The sequence below is a fragment of the Catenuloplanes indicus genome, assembly GCF_030813715.1.
Taxonomy (GTDB): Bacteria; Actinomycetota; Actinomycetes; order Mycobacteriales; family Micromonosporaceae; genus Catenuloplanes; species Catenuloplanes indicus.
Genome location: NZ_JAUSUZ010000001.1, coordinates 507,294 through 527,211, shown reverse-complemented (window position 1 = coordinate 527,211; position 19,918 = coordinate 507,294). Strand labels below are relative to the sequence as shown.

The 19,918-nt window shown below is 74.2% G+C and carries 6 protein-coding genes; 5 read left to right on the top strand and 1 reads right to left on the bottom strand.

The window, feature by feature from the left end; translation table 11 throughout:
* Nucleotides 1–11: 11 nt before the first annotated feature.
* Nucleotides 12–998: a TauD/TfdA family dioxygenase gene (locus J2S42_RS02715; protein WP_307234851.1), complete on the bottom strand. Its 987-nt coding sequence runs from the start codon at nt 996–998 to the stop codon at nt 12–14.
* Nucleotides 999–1,172: 174 nt separating this feature from the next.
* On the opposite strand from J2S42_RS02715, the gene sbnA reads away from it, so the two are divergent.
* The 5 genes from sbnA to J2S42_RS02690 are packed head-to-tail and all read left to right on the top strand — an operon-like array spanning nt 1,173 to nt 19,906.
* Entirely contained in the window at nt 1,173–2,153 is a 981-nt protein-coding gene (gene sbnA, locus J2S42_RS02710) for a 2,3-diaminopropionate biosynthesis protein SbnA (protein ID WP_307248599.1), read from the top strand.
* Nucleotides 2,147–3,178, top strand: coding sequence for a 2,3-diaminopropionate biosynthesis protein SbnB (sbnB, locus tag J2S42_RS02705; protein ID WP_307234849.1), 1,032 nt, complete (start codon nt 2,147–2,149; stop codon nt 3,176–3,178). Before sbnA ends, sbnB begins: the two co-directional genes overlap by 7 nt.
* The gene (locus J2S42_RS02700) at nt 3,175–3,372 is read left to right on the top strand and encodes an MbtH family protein (protein WP_307234847.1); all 198 of its coding nucleotides are present in this window, start codon (nt 3,175–3,177) and stop codon (nt 3,370–3,372) included. The genes sbnB and J2S42_RS02700 overlap by 4 nt, the downstream gene beginning before the upstream one ends.
* Before the next feature lie 38 nt (nt 3,373–3,410).
* Nucleotides 3,411–8,243 carry a non-ribosomal peptide synthetase gene (locus tag J2S42_RS02695; RefSeq protein ID WP_307234845.1) on the top strand — a complete coding sequence of 1,611 codons (4,833 nt, stop codon included), beginning with the start codon at nt 3,411–3,413 and terminating at the stop codon, nt 8,241–8,243.
* Complete coding sequence (locus J2S42_RS02690) at nt 8,240–19,906, top strand: non-ribosomal peptide synthetase (protein WP_307234843.1); 11,667 nt, start codon at nt 8,240–8,242, stop codon at nt 19,904–19,906. The genes J2S42_RS02695 and J2S42_RS02690 overlap by 4 nt, the downstream gene beginning before the upstream one ends.
* Nucleotides 19,907–19,918 lie beyond the last annotated feature (12 nt).

Here is a 19,918-nt window from a genome sequence, read left to right as displayed (position 1 = left end):
GGCGCCGGGCTCTAGATCAGGACGCTGCCGTCGCCCGGCCGCGCGCCCCGCGACCGCCGGCGGTCCAGGTGCACGAAGCAGCGGTGCAGCCACCGGTCCCGCCCGTCGTAACGCGGCGTGAACGCGGTCCGCCCGTGGATGGTGACCCGGTTGTCCACCCACGCCAAATCGCCGGAGTGCAGGATCACGGTCTCGGCCACCATGGACAGCGCGTCGCCGAGCACGCTCATCGCCTTCTCCGCGGCCGGGTCGTCCGGCGCGGTGCTGGTGAAGTCGACCCGAAGGTCCGGGTCCTCCGGCGCGCCGGCCAGCAGCGGATGCGGCGTGGTCACGCCGGCCAGGTCGTGGAACGACGGCGGCGCGGCCGTCCGGAACCGCGGCTCGCGCAGCACCGCCAGCGTCGGCGCGTCCAGCAGCGCCACCGCCCGCCGGATCGACGCGGTCCGCAGCCCGGCCAGGTCGTCGTGGTCGTTGCGCAGGCAGAGCAGCCCGACCAGGTCCGGCCGGTACGGGTGGAACGCGTTCTCGATGTGCATCTCCAGCATCGTCGAGCCGGCGTTGCTCTGCGACTCCTCCCGGCCCGGCACCGGCACCACGTTCTGCACCAGCGCGCCGGACTTCTCGTCCCGGTACGCGGCCAGCTCGCCCAGCGCCATCCCGATCAGCGCGATCAGCGCCGACGGCCGTGCCGCGCGACGCTCGACCGACTCGGGAACGCTCGGCGTGGGCGGCAGGTCCGCGCCGAGCGGCAGGCCGCGCAGCAGCAGCACACCGTCCGGGCCGGGATCGGCGCGGAACGACCGCAGCGTGTCCAGCAGGGACAGCGGGAGGCGGTTGGACAGCCGGCGTGCCGCCGCGACCCAGTCCGGGTCGTCGGTGCGGCCGGGCGCGGTCGCGGCCAGGTCGTCGGCGAGCCGGGCGAGCGCGGCCCGGTCGTTGTCGTCCAGGGCTGGTCGACCGGCGCCGGAGTCCCGGTCGACCGTGTGAGCCGTCGTCATCGTCAAGTCGCTTTCGGTCGAAGGGACGGGCGCACGCAGCTTCCCGCCGTCGCCTATCACCCCTCTATCCGCGCGGCGCTTATAGAAGGCGGATAGGCACCCGTCCCACGATGCAGTCGCTCCAGCATCGGTGCGAGGCGAGGAGAGTCCGTGAGGGCGAGGACCAGCAAGGGGATTCTCGGGACCATTGGCGACACACCCCTGGTGGAGCTGACCCGGCTGGCGCCGGGCTTCGACGGCCGGGTGTTCGCGAAGATGGAGAGGTTCAACCCGGGCGGCAGCATCAAGGACCGGTCGGCCCGGACGATGCTCATGCACGCCCTGGACAGTGGCGCGCTGAAACCCGGCCTGTCCGTGGTGATCGAGTCCAGTTCGGGCAACCTGGCGATCGGCATGGCGCAGATCTGCCGCTACCACGGGCTCAAGTTCGTCTGCGTCGTGGACTCCAAGACCACCACGCAGAACCTGGCGATCCTCAAGGCACTCCAGGTCACCGTCGAGGTGGTCGACGAGCCGGACGAGAACGGCGAGTTCCTGCCGGCCCGGCTGGCGCGGGTGCGGGAACTGGTCGCGGCGACACCGCACGCGTTCTGGCCGGACCAGTACGCCAACCCGCTGAACCCGCTGGCGCACGAGACGACCATGCGGGAGATCGCCGAGGCGCTCGACCACCGGGTCGACTACCTGTTCTGCGCGACCAGCACCTGCGGCACGCTCGGCGGCTGCGCCGCGTACGTGCGCGGTCAGGGGATGGACACCACCGTGGTCGCGGTGGACGCCAGCGGCAGCGTCCTGTTCGGGCAGCCGCCCGGCCGGCGCCTGATCCCCGGGTACGGCGCCGCGGTCGCGCCGGCGCTGCTGGACCTGACCGCCGCGCAGCGGGTGGTGCACGTGACCGACCTGGAGGCGGTGGTCGGCTGCCGGCGGCTGAGCAACCGGGAGGCGATCCTGGCCGGTGGCTCGTCCGGGGCGGTGGCCTCGGCGCTGGAGCGCATGCTGCCGGATATCCCGGCCGGGAGCACCTGCGTGCTCGTCTTCCCGGACGGCGGCGACCGCTACCTCGACACCATCTACTCCGACGCGTGGATCAACCGGCACTTCGGTGAGGTCTCACACCTGTGGAAGGACACCATGGCGGGAGCGACGACATGCTGATCGTCTCGTACGACGAGGTCCGGGAACTGCTCGCCGGCCGGGAGACCGAGGTCATCGACGCGGTCGACCGTGCCTACCGGTGGCACGCGGAGGGCCGCAGCACGCTGCCGCACTCGTCGTTCCTGCGGCTGCCCGGCACCCGCGGCGAGCGGATCATCGGGCTGCCCGCCCACCTGTCCGGCGACGACGGGGACTCCGGGTACGCCGGCATCAAGTGGATCGCCTCGTTCCCCGGCAACCTCGCGGCCGGCCTGCCCCGCGCCAGCGCCGTCGTGGTGCTCAACTCGATGCGCACCGGGCGCCCGCACACGCTGCTGGAGGCGTCGCTGATCTCCGCCGGGCGCACCGCCGCGAGCGCCGCCCTGGCCGCCCGCACGCTGGGCCGCGCACCGGACGGCGACGGCACCGGCCTGATCGGCTGCGGCGTCATCAATTTCGAGGTGCTGCGCTACCTGGCCGCGGTCGCGCCGGTTTGCGGCGCGCTCACCGTCTTCGACGTCGACCCGGCCCGCGCCGAGGCGTTCCTGCGCCGCGCCGCGCCGCTCGTCGCGCCGGGCACCCGGCTGACCGTCGCGCCCACCCCGGAGGCCGTGCTGGCCGCGCACCCGCTGGTGTCGGTCGCGACCACGGCCACCACCCCGCACCTGCGGCTGGACGCCTGCGCGCCCGGCTCGCTGGTGCTGCACCTGTCGCTGCGCGACATCGTGGCCGAGGACATCGTCCGGCAGCACAACGTCGTCGACGACGTCGACCACGCGGTCCGCGAGTCCACCTCGCTGCACCTGGGCGAGGGCCTGCTCGGCCACCGGGACTTCATCGACGCCACCATCGGCGACCTGCTGCTCGGCCGCAAGAGCGTGCACGTCGCGCCCGGCCGGGTGGTGGTGTTCTCGCCGTTCGGCCTGGGCGTGCTCGACCTCGCGGTCGCCGAGCTGGTCCGCGCCCGCGCGGTCGCCGGCGGCCGCGGCGTGACCGTTCCCGGCTTCCTGCCCGGAGACACCGACAACACCGAGGAGAAGTCATGAGCGAGCAGTACCGCGTGGTCCTCAACGACGAGGAGCAGTACTCGATCTGGTGGGCCGGCCGGGACCTGCCCGACGGCTGGCGTGCCGAGGGCACCGAGGGCACCGAGGACGAGTGCCTGGCCCGGATCAACGAGGTCTGGACGGACCTGCGCCCGCTGAGCCTGCGCCGCCGGATGGCGCAGGACGCCGCCTGAGACGACCGCCCGAGCCGAGACACCCACAGGAGCACGCGATGACCTTGCTGCACGAGCGCGTTTCGGCTCAGGCGTCCGAGACCCCGTCCGCCACCGCCGTGATCAGCGGCGACCGGACGCTGACCTACGCCGAGCTGGACCGGCGATCCGACGACCTCGCCGCGGCGCTGCGACGGCACGGCGCCGGCCCGGACCGGCCGGTCGGTGTGCGCCTGCCGCGCACGCCCGGCCTGGTCGTGGCGCTGCTGGCGATCTGGAAGGCCGGGGCCGCCTACCTGCCGCTGGACCGGCTGCAACCGGAGGAGCGCCAGGCCTGGATGCTCGCCGACGCCGGTGTGCGCCTGCTGGTCAGCGACCGGCCCGCACCGGCCGGGGCGTCCGGCCTGACGGTGGCCGGCCCGGACGCGGCCGGCCCGGCCGGGCCGGCCACCGCCGCGGTCACCGGCGCGGACGCGGCCTACGTCATCTTCACCTCCGGCTCGACCGGCCGTCCCAAGGGCGTCGTCGTCACGCACGAGGGCATCGCCAACCGGGTGATGTGGACGGTCCGCCGGCACGGCCTCGGCGCCGGTGACCGGGTGCTGCAGAAGACCTCGCTGGGCTTCGACGCCTCCGTCTGGGAGCTGTTCGCGCCGCTGGTCAGCGGCGGCGCGGTGGTGCTCGCCCCGGACGGCGCGGAACGCGACCCGGCGCGCATGCTGGCCGCGGTCGCCGCGCACGGCGTCACGGTGCTCCAGGTCGTGCCGTCGGTGCTGCGCGAGCTGGTCGAGGCGCCCGGCTGGGACCGCTGCGACCGGCTGCGGCTGCTGTTCTCCGCCGGCGAGCCGCTGCACTTCGAACTCGTGCAGCGGCTGCTGGCCCGCCGCGACGTCGAGGTGTGGAACACGTACGGTCCGACCGAGTGCGCCATCGACGTGACCGCACACCGGGTCGACCCACGGGCGGTCTCCGGCCCGGTCCCGATCGGCCGCCCGCTGGACGGCATGCGCGCGCTCGTCCTCGACGAGGACGGCGATCCCGCACCGGTCGGCGTGCCGGGCGAGCTGTTCGTCGGCGGTCCCGGCGTCGGCCGCGGCTACCTCGGCCGCCCCGGCCTGACCGCCGCCCGCTTCGTACCCGACCCGTTCGGGCCGCCCGGCTCCCGGCTCTACCGCACCGGCGACCTGGTCCGCTGGCAGTCCGACGGGCTGCTGCACTACCTCGGCCGCCGCGACACCCAAGTGAAGATCAACGGGGTACGGATCGAGCCGGGCGAGGTCGAGGCCGCGCTCAGCGCCCAGCCCGGGATCCGGGGCGCGGTCGTGGTGCCGTTCACCGCGCCGGACGGCTCCACCCGCCTGGGCGCCCACCTGCTCACCGCCGCGCCGGTCGACGAGACCGCGCTGCGGGACGCGCTGCGCCGCCGGCTGCCCGAGGCCTACGTCCCGGTCGTCTTCCGCGCCGCGGACAGTCTGCCGCTCAACGCCAGCGGCAAGGTCGACCGCGCCGCGCTGCCCCCGGTCACCGGCGACGACGCCCCGGCCCGGGTGGCCCCGCGCACCCCGGCCGAGCGCACCGTGGCCGAGATCTGGCAGCGGCTGCTCGGCGTCGACCACGTCGGCGTGCACGACGACTTCTTCGCGCTCGGCGGCTCCTCCCTGCACCTGACCCGGCTGGCCAACCGGCTGCGCACCGCGTCCGGCGGCGACGTGCAGCTACGCGGCCTCTTCGACGCCGTCACCGTGGAGCAGCAGGCCCGCCTGCTGGAGGCGGCCACCCCCGACCCGGACGTGATCCGCCCGGCCACCCGTTCCGGCCCCGGGCCGCTGTCCTCCGGCCAGCGCCGCCTGTGGTTCCTCGACCGGATGCGCCCCGGCAGCCCGGAGTGGCTCGCCCCGCTGCTGGTCCGGCTGCCGCCCGGCACCGCCACCGGCACCGTCCGTGATGCGCTGGCCGCGCTGGTCGCCCGGCACGAGATCCTGCGCACCCGGTACCCGGTGGTCAACGGCGAGCCGGTCCAGGTCGTCGACCCGGTCACCGCGCTCGCGCCGGTCGCGCTGCCGGAGTCGGAGGAGAAGCCGGACGAGCTGCCGGCCACGCTGCGCGCCGCGTTCGCCGACGGTTTCGACCTGGCCACCGGCCCGGTGTGGCGGGCCCGGCTGATCCGCCGGGCCGGCGAGGACGACCTGCTGCTGCTCACCCTGCACCACATCGCCTGCGACGGCTGGTCCGCCGGCATCCTGGAACGCGAACTGCTGATCCTCTGCACCCCCGGCGGCACGCTGCCCGAGGTGCCGCTCCAGTACGCCGACTACGCCCGCTGGCAGCACGAGCGCCTGACCGACGGCCTGGCCGAGGACCTCGGCTTCTGGCGTGCCCGGCTCGACGGCCTGCGCCCGCTGCCGCTGCGCACCGACCACCCCCGCCCGGCCGAGCGCGACCCGGCCGGCGCGGTACTGCCGTTCCTGATCCCGGAGCCGCTGGTCACGGCGCTGACCGGGCTCGGCCGCGCGCACGGTGCGACCGACTTCATGACGCTGCTGACCGCGTTCGCCACGCTGCTGGCCCGGCACAGCGGCGAGTGGGACGTCGCGATCGGCAGCCCGGTCGCCGGCCGGGTACGCCCCGAGATCGAGGGCACGGTCGGCTTCTTCCTCAACTCCCTGGTGCTGCGCTGCGACCTGACCGGCGACCCCGCGTTCGGCGACGCGCTCGACCGGGTCCGCGACACCGCCCGCGCCGCGTTCGCCCACCAGGGTGTGCCGTTCGAGCGGCTCGTCGACGAGCTCGCGCCCCGCCGCGACCTGTCCCGCACCCCGCTCTACCAGGTGGCGTTCGACCTGCACGACGCGTCGCTGACCCGCGGCGGCGCGGACACCGACGAGCTGACGCTGTTCCAGCGCTCGTGGCGGATCGCCAAGACCGACCTGACGCTCTTCGTCCGGCGGCGCCCGGACGGCGCGATGGCCGCGGTCCTCGAGTACGCCACCACGCTGTTCGACGAGTCCACGATCGCCGCCCTGGCCCGCCACTTCCTGCGCCTGCTGGAATCCGCCGTCGCCGCCCCGGCCACCCCGCTGTCCGCCCTGGACCTGCTGCCCGGGCTGGAGCGCGCACCGGCCCTCGGCGACGTGTCCCCGGCCCTGCCGTCCGTGGTCGCGGTTCCGGACCTGGTCGCCGCGCGGGACCCGGCCGCGCTCGCGGTCGAGTGCGGAGCGACCCGCTGGACGTTCGGCGATCTTCAGCAGCGTGCCGACCGGCTCGCCACTGTCCTGTCCGGACTCGGCGTGGCCGCCGAGTCGGTGGTGGCGGTGGTGATGGACCGGTCGGCCGAGTTGATCGGTGCGCTCTACGGTGTGTGGCGGTCCGGTGGCGCCTATCTGCCGCTTGATCCGGCGACCCCGGCCGACCGTCTGCGGACCGTGCTGGCCGATGCCGGGGTACGGGTGGTGGTCACGCAGAAGTCCTTGCGTGAGCGGATCCCGGCCGGTTTAGAGGTGGTCTGCGCCGACGCCGACTTGCCGGACGGTGTTTTCGTGCCCGTCCCGGTCGACCTGGACTCGCTGGCCTACGTCATCTACACGTCGGGTTCGACGGGCCGGCCCAAGGGTGTGCTGGTGTCGCATCGGGGTGTGGGGAACCACATCGCCTGGGCGGTCGAGCGGTTGGCGGGTGCGGGCACCGGTGGTGGTGCGTTGTTCTCGTCGGTGGCGTTCGATCTGCCGGTCCCGAACGTGTGGGCACCGCTGGCCGCCGGTCAGCGTCTCGCGGTCGCCCCGGCCGAGATCGAACTCGACACCCTCGGCCCCTGGCTGCTGGACAACGGCCCGTTCAGCTTCCTCAAGCTCACCCCCGGCTACCTGCGGGTCCTCACCGACCAGGACGCCGTCCCACCAGCGGGCGCGATGGTGGTCGCCGGCGAGGTACTGCCGTCGGACCTGGCCCGGGAAGGGCTGATCAACGAGTACGGCCCGACCGAGGCGTCCGTCGGCTCGTCGATCTTCGAGATCGTCGCCGGTGGGCACGGCCCGGTCCCGATCGGCCGCGCCCTGCCCGGCATGGCCCTCTACGTCCTCGACCCGCACATGCACCCGGTCCCGTGCGGCGTGGTCGGTGAGCTGTTCGTCGGTGGTGTCGGCGTCGCCCGTGGCTACCTGGGCCGCCCCGACCTGACCGCCCAGCGGTTCGTCCCGAATCCGTTCGGCAGCGGTCGTCTCTACCGCACCGGTGACCTGGTGCGCCGCCGCCCCGACGGTCAGATCGAGTTCCTCGGCCGCGTCGACGACCAGGTGAAGGTCCGCGGCTACCGGGTCGAGCTGGGCGAGATCCGGGCCGCGCTGGTCGCCGACGAGCGGGTGTCCGACGCGTTCGTGCTCCCGGTCGGTGAGGGCACCGACATCCGGCTGATCGGCTACGTCGTCGGCGCCGCCGATGACGAGGTGCTCGCGCACGTCCGCGCACTCCTGCCCGACTACATGGTCCCGGCGCAGCTCGTCGCGCTCGACGCGCTGCCGCTCAACCGCAACGGCAAGGTCGACCGGACCGCGCTGCCCGACCCCGGCCTGACCGACCCCGGCCGGTACGAGACCCCGGAGACCGTCACCGAGCAGCGGATCGCCGAGATCTGGGCCGACCTGCTGCCCGGCCGGCCCCGGGCCGGCCGCAACGACGACTTCTTCCAGGTCGGCGGCAACTCCATCCTGGCGATCCGGCTCATCTCCCGGTTGCAGGACGAGTTCGCCGTGGACGTACCCATCCGGATGGTGTTCGAGCACCCCACGGTGGCGCAGCTCGCCGCCGCGCTGGTGGAGCGGATCACCGCCGACGTAGCCGCGCTGTCCGACGCGGACGTGCTGGCCGAAGCCGCATCCTCGAAGGAGCACCTGGCATGACCGACACCAGCACCTCACCGGCCGGCCACGGCGAGGCCCGCGCCGAGCTGCTCCGGCGCCGGCTCGCCGGCCGCGCGGGCGGCGGCGCGCGCACCGACATCCCGCGCGCGGACCGGACCGCCCCGCTGCCGCTCTCCTCCGGCCAGCGCCAGATGTGGTTCCTGCACCGCCTCGCCCCGGACAGCGCCGAATACCTGGTCCCGCTGGTGCTGCGACTGCACGGCGCCGTCGACCTGACGGCGCTGCGGCACGCCTGGTCCGGACTGGTGCACCGGCACGAGATCCTGCGCACCCGGTACGTGCTGGCCGACGGCGAGCCGTGGCAGGTCGTCGACGCGGCCGACGCCGCCGCGGTGACCGTCGAGGAGATGACCGACGCGTCCGAGGCCGAGGCCGAGGCGCGCGCGGCCGCGCTGGCCGCCACACCGTTCGACCTGGAGCGGGAGTGGCCGGCCCGGCTCACCCTGCTCCGGCTCGCCGCCGACGACGTGGTGCTGGTGCTGGCGCTGCACCACATCGCCTGCGACGCCTGGTCCACCCGGATCCTGCTGGAGGACCTGGCCGAGCTGTACCGCGCCGCGACCGTCGGTGTCGCGCCCGCGCTGCCGGAACTGCCGGTCCAGTACGCCGACTACGCCGCCTGGGAACGCGCCCGGCCGGCCGGCCACGACCTGGAGCACTGGCGGGCGCGGCTGGCCGGTCTGCCGCCGCTGGAGCTGCCCACCGACCGTCCGCGCCCGGCCGTCCGTGACTCCGCGGGCGCGAGCCTGTCGTTCCCGATCCCGGCGCCGCTCGCCGAGGCGGTCCGGGACCTGGCCCGCCGGCACGAGGCCACCCCGTTCATGACGCTGCTGGCCGCGCTGCACGTGCTGCTCGGCCGGTACGGCGGCACCGAGGACGTCGCGGTCGGCACCGCCGTGTCGCTGCGCGGCCGCCCCGGGCTGGAGCGCCTGGCCGGGTACGGGATCAACAGCCTCGTGCTGCGCAACCGCTGGACCGGCACGACCACGTTCGCGGAGCTGCTCGACCGGACCCGCGGCATGGTGCTGGACGCGTTCGACCACCAGGCCACCCCGTTCGCCCGGCTCGTCGACGCGCTCGCACCGGAGCGGGACCTGTCCCGTACGCCGCTGTTCCAGGTCGTCTTCGATCTCGTGGAGACCCGCGGCGACGGGTTCGCGCTGCCCGGCGTGACCGTCGGCGCGGTGACCGGCGAGCGGCGCACCGCGCGCTTCGACCTCACGCTCCAGATCGAGGAACGCGCCGACGGCACCATGACCGGCCACCTCGAGTACGCCACCGGCCTGTTCGACGCGGCGACCGCGCACCGGATGGCCGGCCACTACGTGCGCCTGCTGGAGACGGTCACCGCCGCGCCGTCCACCCCGCTGCGCGACGTGGACCTGCTCACGCCGCGGGAACGCCACCGGATCGTGGCCGAGTGGAACGACACCGCCGGCCGGCTGCCGGACCGCGCGCTCCCCGAGACGATCTTCGAGCGGGTCGCCGAGGTCCCGGACGCGACCGCGATCCGGTCCGACCGTGCCGACTGGACGTTCGGCGAGCTCGGCGCCTACGCCGACCGGGTCGCGGCCGCGTTGCGCGCGGCCGGGATCGGCACCGAGTCCGTCGTCGGCGTGCTGCTGGAACGCTCCCCGGAGCTGGTCGGCGCGCTGCTGGGCGTCTGGCGGGCCGGTGGCGCCTACGTGCCGCTGGACCCGGAATCGCCCGCGGACCGCACCGGATACGTGCTCGGCGACGCGGACGCGCGGGTCGTGGTCACCGACCGGGCGCTGGCCGCCCGGCTCCCGGACGGCCACCCGCCGCTGCTGCTGATCGACGAGCTGCCGGCCGCCGGCCTCGCGCACCCGCCCGCGCCGGTGGACCAGGACACGCTCGCCTACGTCATCTACACCTCCGGTTCGACCGGCCGGCCCAAGGGCGTGCAGGTCACCCACCGTGGACTGGCGAACTACCAGCACTGGACGGCCGGCGCGTACGCCACCGCGCCCGGCGGTGCACCGCTGTTCTCGCCGATCACGTTCGACCTCGGCGTCCCGGACCTGTACACCCCGCTGATGCTCGGCCGCCCGGTGCACCTGCTGCCCGACGGGCTGCCCGCCGCCGACCTCGCGGACGAACTGGCCCGGCGCGGCCCGTTCAGCTTCGTCAAGCTCACGCCCGGCCACCTCGACCTGCTCACCGAGCTGCCGGACGCGCAGATCGCCGGCCTGGCCGGGCTGGTCGTCGCGGCCGGTGACGCGTTCACCTGGCGGCTGGCCGAGCGGTGGCGGGCCGCGGCCGGCGAGCACGGCACCCGGCTCGCCGCCGAGTACGGCCCGACCGAGATCACCGTCGGCAACTCCGGCTATCCGGTCACCGGCACCGAGCGCGGCGAGCTGGTCCCGCTCGGCACCCCGATCGTCAACACCACCATGTACGTGCTCGACCGGTGGCTCAACCCGGTGCCGCCCGGCGTGATCGGCGAGATCTACATCGGCGGCGCCGGCCTGGCCCGCGGGTACGCCCGCCGCCCCGACCTGACCGCCCGCGCGTTCCTGCCCGACCCGTTCGGCCCGCCCGGCGCGCGCCTGTACCGCACCGGCGACCTCGGCCGGCTACGCCCGGACGGCGTCACCGAGTTCGCCGGCCGGGTCGACCACCAGGTGAAGATCCGCGGCCACCGGATCGAGCTCGGCGAGATCGAGACGGTCCTCGCCGGGCACCCGGCCGTGCAGGAGGCGGTCGCCGCCGTGCACGCCGGCGAACTGGTCGGGTACGTGGTGCCGGCCGAGGGGCACGCCGTGCCGCACGCCACCGAGCTGGCCGTGTTCTGCCGCGCCACGCTGCCCGACTACATGGTCCCGGCCGCGTTCGTGACGCTGGCCGCGATCCCGCTCACCGGCAACGGCAAGGTCGACCGGCGGCTGCTGCCCGCGCCGGAGCGCGAGGACACCGGCGTGGACACCGCGTTCGTCGGCCCGCGCACCGCCGTCGAGGAGCGCGTCGCCGCCGCCTGGGCGCAGGTGCTCGGCCTGGAACGGGTCGGCGTGCACGACAGTTTCTTCGACGTCGGCGGTGACTCGATCAAGGCGGTCGCCATGGTCGGTGAGCTGCGCGCGGCCGGGCTCGACGTGGCCGTCCGCGACGTGTTCGAGTACCGCACGGTCGCGGAGCTGTGCGAGTTCGCCACCGGGCGGGCCGCGCCGTCGACGCCGGTGGTACCGGTCGCGCCGTTCGCGATGGCCGGCGACGAGGACCGGGCCCGGCTGCCGCGCGGCGTGGTGGACGCCTACCCGCTGTCGCAGGTGCAGCTCGGCATGCTCGTCGAGATGCTCGCCGACGACGGCGTGAACAAGTACCACAACACCACCTCGTTCCGGATCCGTGACGACGCGCCGTTCTCGGCGGACGCGCTGCGGGCCGCGGCCGCGCTGGTCACCGAGCGGCACGAGGTGCTGCGCACGTCGTTCGACCTGGAGACCTACACGACGCCGCTGCAACTGGTGCACGGTACGGCCGAGGTGCCGATCGGCGTGCAGGACCTCTCCCACCTCGACGAGCAGGAGATCGAGCGGGAGCTGCACGAGTTCACCCGGCGGGACCGGGCCCGGCTGTTCGACCTGCGCCGGCCACCGATGCTGCGGCTGTTCGCCCACCTCTGCGACGACAAGACCTGGTGGCTGTCGGTCACCGAGTGCCACCCGATCCTGGAGGGCTGGAGCCACCACTCGCTGCTGATGGAGCTGCTGGACGCGTACCGTGCGATCCGGTCCGGTCAGGCGCCCGCCCCGGCCGGCCAGGCCGCCGTCCGGTACGCGGACTTCATCGCCGCCGAGGTCGAGCTGCTGGACCGCGGCGATCACCGCGACTACTGGCAGGAGATCGTCGACGGGTACCCGGGCTTCGCCATGCCGGCCGGCTGGGGCGACACCGGGACGGAGAACCGCAAGCACCAGTTCGTCATCCCGTTCCACGACCTGGAGCCGGGCCTGCGCGCGCTGGCCGCGCGGGCGCGCGCGTCGCTGAAGAGCGTGCTGCTCGCCGCGCACTTCAAGGTGCTGTCCCAGCTGACGCCGGAGGAGCGGTTCTGCGCCGGCCTGGTCTGCAACGCCCGCCCCGAGGTGGTCGGCGCGGACCGGGTGTACGGCATGTACCTGAACACGCTGCCGTTCGCGTTCGACCGCCCGGCCGGCTCGTGGCTGGAGCTGGTCCGGGACGTCTTCGACCGGGAGGTGCAGCTGTGGCCGCACCGGTTCTTCCCGATGCCGGTCATCCAGCGCGAGATGGCGGACGAGCGCCTGGTCCAGGTCAGCTTCAGCTATCAGGACTTCCACCAGGTCGACACGGAACTGATCGACTACCTGGCCAGCATCGACGACAGCCCGACGGAGTTCCCGCTGTCGGTCTCCACCCGCGTCGGCTACGTGATCGTCACCACCAGCACCGGCGTGGTCAGCCGGGCGAACGCGGCACGCCTGCAACAGATGTACCGGGGCGTGCTGGAGTCGATGGCCGCGGACCCGCTCGCCGACGCGGCCCGTACCTACCTGCCGTCCGGCGAGGACGCGCTGGTTCTCGGCGACGCCTCCCCGCCCATGCCGGCCGTGGTCGCGGTCCCGGAGCTGGTCGCGGCGCAGGATCCGGCGGCGCTGGCGGTCGAGTGCGGGGAGGTGCGGTGGACCTTCGGTGATCTCCGGGCTCGTGCTGACCGGCTGGCCGGTGTGCTGGCGGGTCATGGGGTGGGGTGTGAGTCGGTGGTGGCGGTGGTGATGGACCGGTCGGCGGAGTTGATCGGTGCGCTCTACGGTGTGTGGCGTTCCGGTGGTGCGTATCTGCCGCTGGACCCGATGATCCCGGTGGACCGGTTGCGGACCGTGCTGGCGGATGCGGGTGTGCGGGTGGTGGTCACCCAGGAGTCGCTGCGTGACCGGATTCCCGCGGGCCACGAAGTCGTCTGCGCCGACGCCGAGCTGCCGGAGAGCGGCTTCGCGCCTCGGCCGGTCGATCTGGACTCGCTTGCCTATGTCATCTACACCTCGGGTTCGACCGGGCGGCCGAAGGGTGTGCTGGTCTCGCACCGGGGGGTGGCGAATCACATCGCGTGGGCGGTGGAGCGGTTGGCCGGTTCCGGTTCCGGTGGTGGTGCGTTGTTCTCGTCGGTGGCGTTCGATCTGCCGGTGCCGAACGTGTGGGCGCCGCTGGCCGCGGGGCAGCGGCTCGCGGTCGCCCCGGCCGGCGTCGGTCTCGACACCCTCGGCCCGTGGCTGCTGGAGCACGGCCCGTTCAGCTTCCTCAAGCTCACCCCCGGATACCTGCGCGTGCTCACCGATCAGGGCGCCGTTCCGCGGGCGGGTGCGATGGTCGTGGCCGGTGAGGCGTTGCCGGTGGAGCTGGCCCGGGAGGGTTTGATCAACGAGTACGGTCCGACCGAGGCGTCCGTCGGCTCGTCGATCTTCGAGATCGGTGCGGTCGAGCCCGGCCCGGTCCCGATCGGCCGTGCGCTGCCCGGCATGGCGTTGTACGTCCTCGATCCGCGTATGCGGCCCGTGCCGTACGGCGTGGTCGGTGAGCTGTTCGTCGGCGGTGTGGGCGTGGCCCGCGGCTACCTGGGCCGTCCCGGCCTGACCGCGCAGCGGTTCGTGCCGGATCCGTTCGGGACCGGGCGGCTCTATCGCACCGGTGATCTGGTGCGCCGTCGTGGTGACGGGCAGATCGAGTTCCTGGGCCGGGTCGACGACCAGGTGAAGGTGCGTGGCTACCGGGTCGAGCTGGGTGAGGTCCGCGCGGCGCTGGTCGCGCACGAGCGGGTCACCGACGCGTACGTGCTGCCGGTCGGTGACGGCGCCGACATCCGGCTGGTCGCCTACGTGGTGGGCGTCGGCGGCGAGGAGATCCTCGGGCACCTGCGCACCCGGCTGCCGGACTACATGGTCCCGGCACAGCTGATCGCGGTGGACGCGCTGCCGCTCAACCGCAACGGCAAGGTCGACCGGACCGCGCTGCCCGACCCCGACCTGACCGCCGACCGGTACGAGGCCCCCCGCACCGTCACCGAGCAGCGGATCGCCGACGTGTGGGCGCAGGTGCTCGGCCTGGAGCGGGTCGGCCGCGACGACAGCTTCTTCGACGTCGGCGGGCACTCCATCCGCGCGGTCATGCTGGTCGGCGCGCTACGTACCGCCGGATTCGACATCGGCGTCCGGGACGTGTTCGAGCACCGGACCGTCGCCGCGCTCTGCGAACTGGTCACCGGCCGGCCCGCACCCGCGGCCGCGGCCGTGCCGGTCGCGCCGTTCGCGCTGATCGGCGCCGCCGACCGGGCGCTGCTACCGGACGGGCTCACGGACGCGTACCCGCTGTCGCAGGTGCAGCTCGGCATGCTGGTCGAGATGCTGGCCGACACCCGCCGCCGGCCGTACCACAACGTGGCCTCGTTCCGGATCCGCGACGACGGGCCGTTCTCCGCGGACGCGCTGCGGGCCGCCGCCGACCTGGTCACCGCCCGGCACGAGATGCTGCGCACCTCGTTCGACCTGGACACCTGCTCGGTGCCGATGCAGCTGGTGCACGCCTCCGCGCGGATCCCGCTGACCGTCACCGACCTGCGGGAAGTGGACGCGACCGAGGTCGAGCAGCGGCTGCGCGCGCACCGGGCCGCCGAGCGCGCGGACGTGTTCACGCCCGGTGACGTGCCGATGCTGCGGATGGCCGTGCACCGGGACGCGGACGACGCGTGGTGGCTGTCGCTGACCGTCGCGCACGCCATCACCGAGGGCTGGAGCCACCGTACGCTGATGATGGAGCTGCTGGACGCGTACCGGGAGTTCCGGGACGGCCGGCCGCCCGCGCCGGAGGCCCCGCCGTCGATCCGGTACGCCGACTTCGTCGCGGCCGAGCTGGCGTCGATCGACGGGGACGGCGACCGGGCGTACTGGCAGGACGTCATCGACCGGTACCCGCGGTTCACGCTGCCGCCGGCCTGGGCCGACCTCGAGCCGGAGCCGGCGCCGTTCCGGGCCGGCGTGCCGCTGACCGACCTGGAGGCCGGGCTGCGCGCGCTGGCCGCCCGGGCCCGCGCGTCGCTGAAGAGCGTGCTGCTCGCCGCGCACTTCACGGTGCTGTCCCAGCTCACCCCGGACGAGCGGTTCTGCGCCGGCCTGGTCACCAGCGCCCGGCCGGAGGCGGTCGGCGCGGACCGGGTGTACGGCATGTACCTCAACACGCTGCCGTTCGCGTTCGACCGCCCGGCCGGCACCTGGCTGGACGTGGTCCGGTCGGTCTTCGACCGCGAGGTGGAACTGTGGCCGCACCGGGCGTTCCCGATGCCCGTGATCCAGCGCGAGATGGCCGGGGACCGGCTGCTCGACGTGCGCTTCAGCTACCAGGACTTCGACCAGGTCGACACGGAACGGGTGGACGTCGACGCCAGCCTCGGCGAGGGCGCGACCGAGTTCCCGCTGGCCGTGGCCGCGGTCGGCGGCTACCTGGTGCTGACCACGAACACCGGCGTACTCAGCCGCGCGAACGCCGAACGTCTGGTGCAGATGTACCGCTCGGTCCTGGAGGCGATGGCCGCCGACCCGCTCGGTGACGCCTCCGGCGCCCACCTGCCCGCCGGCGAGACCGGCCTGGTTCTCGGCGACGTGTCCCCGGCGCCGTCCGTCCTGGTCGCGGTCCCGGAGCTGGTCGCGGCGCAGGATCCGGCGGCGCTGGCGGTCGAGTGCGGGGAGGTGCGGTGGACCTTCGGTGATCTCCGGGCTCGTGCTGACCGGCTGGCCGGTGTGCTGGCGGGTCATGGGGTGGGGTGTGAGTCGGTGGTGGCGGTGGTGATGGACCGGTCGGCGGAGTTGATCGGTGCGCTCTACGGTGTGTGGCGTTCCGGTGGTGCGTATCTGCCGCTGGACCCGATGATCCCGGTGGACCGGTTGCGGACCGTGCTGGCGGATGCGGGTGTGCGGGTGGTGGTCACCCAGGAGTCGCTGCGTGACCGGATTCCCGCGGGCCACGAAGTCGTCTGCGCCGACGCCGAGCTGCCGGAGAGCGGCTTCGTACCCCGGCCGGTCGATCTGGACTCGCTTGCCTATGTCATCTACACCTCGGGTTCGACCGGGCGGCCGAAGGGTGTGCTGGTCTCGCACCGGGGGGTGGCGAATCACATCGCGTGGGCGGTGGAGCGGTTGGCCGGTTCCGGTTCCGGTGGTGGTGCGTTGTTCTCGTCGGTGGCGTTCGATCTGCCGGTGCCGAACGTGTGGGCGCCGCTGGCCGCGGGGCAGCGGCTCGCGGTCGCCCCGGCCGGCGTCGGTCTCGACACCCTCGGCCCGTGGCTGCTGGAGCACGGCCCGTTCAGCTTCCTCAAGCTCACCCCCGGATATCTGCGCGTGCTCACCGAACAGATGAACTCGACGCAGGCCGGCACGCTCGCCGCCGCGATGGTCGTCGCCGGTGAGGTCCTCCCGCCGGAGCTGGCCTCGCTCGCCCGCCAGGCGACCGGCCCCGGCCGCCTGATCAACGAATACGGTCCGACCGAGGCGTCCGTCGGCTCGTCGATCTTCGAGATCGGCGCGGTCGGGCCCGGCCCGGTCCCGATCGGCCGTGCGCTGCCCGGCATGGCACTCTACGTCCTCAACTCTCGCCTGCGCCCGGTCCCGCTCGGCGTGGCCGGCGAGCTGTTCGTCGGCGGCGTCGGCGTGGCCCGCGGCTACCTGGGCCGGCCGGATCTGACGGCGCAGCGGTTCGTGCCGGACCCGTTCGGCGGCGGGCGGCTCTACCGCACCGGTGATCTGGTGCGCCGTCGTGGTGACGGGCAGATCGAGTTCCTGGGCCGGGTCGACGACCAGGTGAAGGTGCGCGGTTACCGGGTCGAGCTGGGTGAGGTCCGCGCCGCGCTGGTCGCGCACGAGCGGGTCACGGACGCGTTCGTGTTGCCGGTCGGTGAGGGCGCGGACATCCGCCTGGTCGCCTACGTCGTCGGCGAGAGCGGCGACGCGGTGTCGGAGCACCTGCGGGAACGGCTGCCGGACTACATGGTCCCGGCACAGCTGATCGCGGTGGACGCGCTGCCGCTCAACCGCAACGGCAAGGTCGACCGGACCGCGCTGCCCGACCCCGACCTGCGCGCGCTGCGGTCCACACACGCGTACGTCGCGCCGGCCACCCGTACCGAACAGATCCTGGCCGGCATCTGGACCGACGTGCTCGGCGTCGCGCGCGTCGGCACCCAGGACCGCTTCTTCGACCTCGGCGGCCACTCACTGCTGATGATCAAGGTGTTGGCCGAGGCCCGCAAGCACGGCCTGTCCATCGCGATCTGGCGCATGTACCAGCAGGAGACCCTCGCCGAGCTGGCCCGCTCCGTCGACGAGGACCAGCTCGCCGCGGCCCGGCAGGTCCCGCTCACCGCCGAGCAGCGCCGGCTGCGCGCCGCCGCGGGCCACCACCGCGCGGTACTGCCGCTCGGCCCGGCCGCGGACGGCGAGATCCTCACCCGGGTGTGGGAGACGGTCCTGACCCGGCACACCGCGGTCTGGCTGCGCCCGGCCGCGGACGCCGACCACGCGGTCCTGCCCGACCCGCGCCCGCAGACCGTCGCGCCCACCCCGATCGACGTGGCACAGCTGTCCGCCGCCGACCAGGAGGCCGCGGTCGCGCAGGCCGCCGACCGGATCGCCGCCGACCTCGAGGCCGCACCCGGCCAGGCGATCCGGGGGCTGCTGGTCCGCCACGGCGACGCGTCCGCCCGGCTGCTGCTGATCGCGGACGCGCTGCTGGTCGACGAACCCTCGCTACTCGTGGTGGCCGACGAACTCGCCACCGGGTACGCGCTCGCCACCGCCGGCGAGCCGGTGGAGCTGCCCACGGCGCCCGACTGGTGCGCGTGGGCCGACGCGCACGCGGCCCGCGCCGGCGGCGACGACGTCACCGCCCGCGCCCACCTCTGGCTGCATCGCCCACCGGTCCCCGCGCTCCCCGTGGACGGCGCCGGTGAGCCCGGCGACGAGGTGGTCACCGTGGCGCTCGACGCCGGCCTGACCCGGGCGCTGACCGCACGGTCCGCGCAGGACGGCTGGACCGTCGAGGAGGCGCTGCTGGCCACGCTCGCCGCCGTGCTCACCGGGTGGACCGGTGGCGACCGCGCGCTCATCGACGTCGCCGGTGATCTGCGCCCCGCCGGCGGCGGCGTCGGCCAGTTCGGCGACCTCACGCCGGTGGCGATGTGGATCCCGCCGCGGGCCACCGGGACCGCGCTGGTCCGCGCGGTCCGCGACCAGCTGCGCCCGATGCGCGGCGACGGCGCGTACGGCCTGCTGCGCCACGCGCCCGACCCGGAGATCGCCGAGGCGCTGGCCGCGCAGCCACCGGCCGAGGTCCGTTTCTCGCACACGCCGCCCGCCGGGACCAGGGCGCTCGTCCGGTCCTCGTCGGCGCCGCGCACCCACGCGCTCGACGTGCGCGCCGCCAGCGGCGCCGGCCAGCTCTACCTGCGGTGGAGCTTCGACCCGGCACGGCACGACGAGGCCACGGTACGCCGGCTCGCGCACCGGCACCTGGAGCTGCTGACCGGCCTGACCTCGACCGGCCGGGCCGCACCGGCCGTGCACCGCCGCACCCACCACCTCGACCTGGGCACGCTGCTGTCCACGATGGAGTCCGCGCGGGTGCCGGGCGTCAGCATCGCGATCCTGCGCGACGGGGAGATCGCCGACGTGCACTGCGCCGGTGTGCGGAGCGCGGACGGCAGCGACCCGGTCACCCCGGAAACCGTCTTCCAGGCCGGCTCGATCAGCAAGCACGTGACCGCGCTGGGCACGCTGCGGCTGGTCCGCGACGGCGTGCTCGCCCTGGACACCGACGTCAACGACTACCTCACCTCGTGGCGGGTGCCCACACCCGGCGTGACCGTGCGTCACCTGCTCGGCAACGTCGCCGGGCTCGCCGTCACCCCGCACAAGGGCTACCAGCGCGGCGCGCCCGTCGCGGACCTGCTGGACCTGCTCAACGGCACCGGCACGATCACCACCCCGCCGGTACGGGTCGAGCTGACCCCGGGCACCACGTTCCGCCGGTCCAACGTGCACTGGTCGGTGCTGCAACAGCTGCTCACCGACGTGACCGGCCGGCGTTTCCCGGACCTGATGCGCGAGCTGGTCCTCGACCCGCTCGGCATGACGCACAGCGGATACGAGCAGTCCTGGCCGGAGGAGCCCGGCCGGGAGGTCGCCGTCGGCCACGACCAGTACGGCGTGCCGATGCCCGGCGGCTGGCGGGTCCGGCTGGAGGTGGCCGCGGCCGGCCTCTGGTCCACCGCGACCGACCTGGCCCGGCTGGCCCCGCAGGTCCGGCGGGCCTATCTCGGCCGGCCGTCGCTGCTGCTCACCCCGGAGCTGGCCGCGCAGCAGCTGACCCCGCACCCGGGCGCGTTCTACGGGCTCGGCGCGATCGTCGACGACACCGGCGCGGACGTGGAGTTCGGCCACGGCGGCGAGCCGGTCGGCTACTGGAACATGGCGATCAGCCGGGTCCGGGCCGGCAGCGGGTTCGTCGCGCTGACCAACGGCGAGTCCGGCAAGGAGGTCGTCCGCCTGCTCGCCGCGGCTGTCGGGCGCGCGGACGAGGACTTCGGGCGCGGCGAACTGGCCGCCGACTGGGCCGGACACGAGTGACGGGAGCACGAC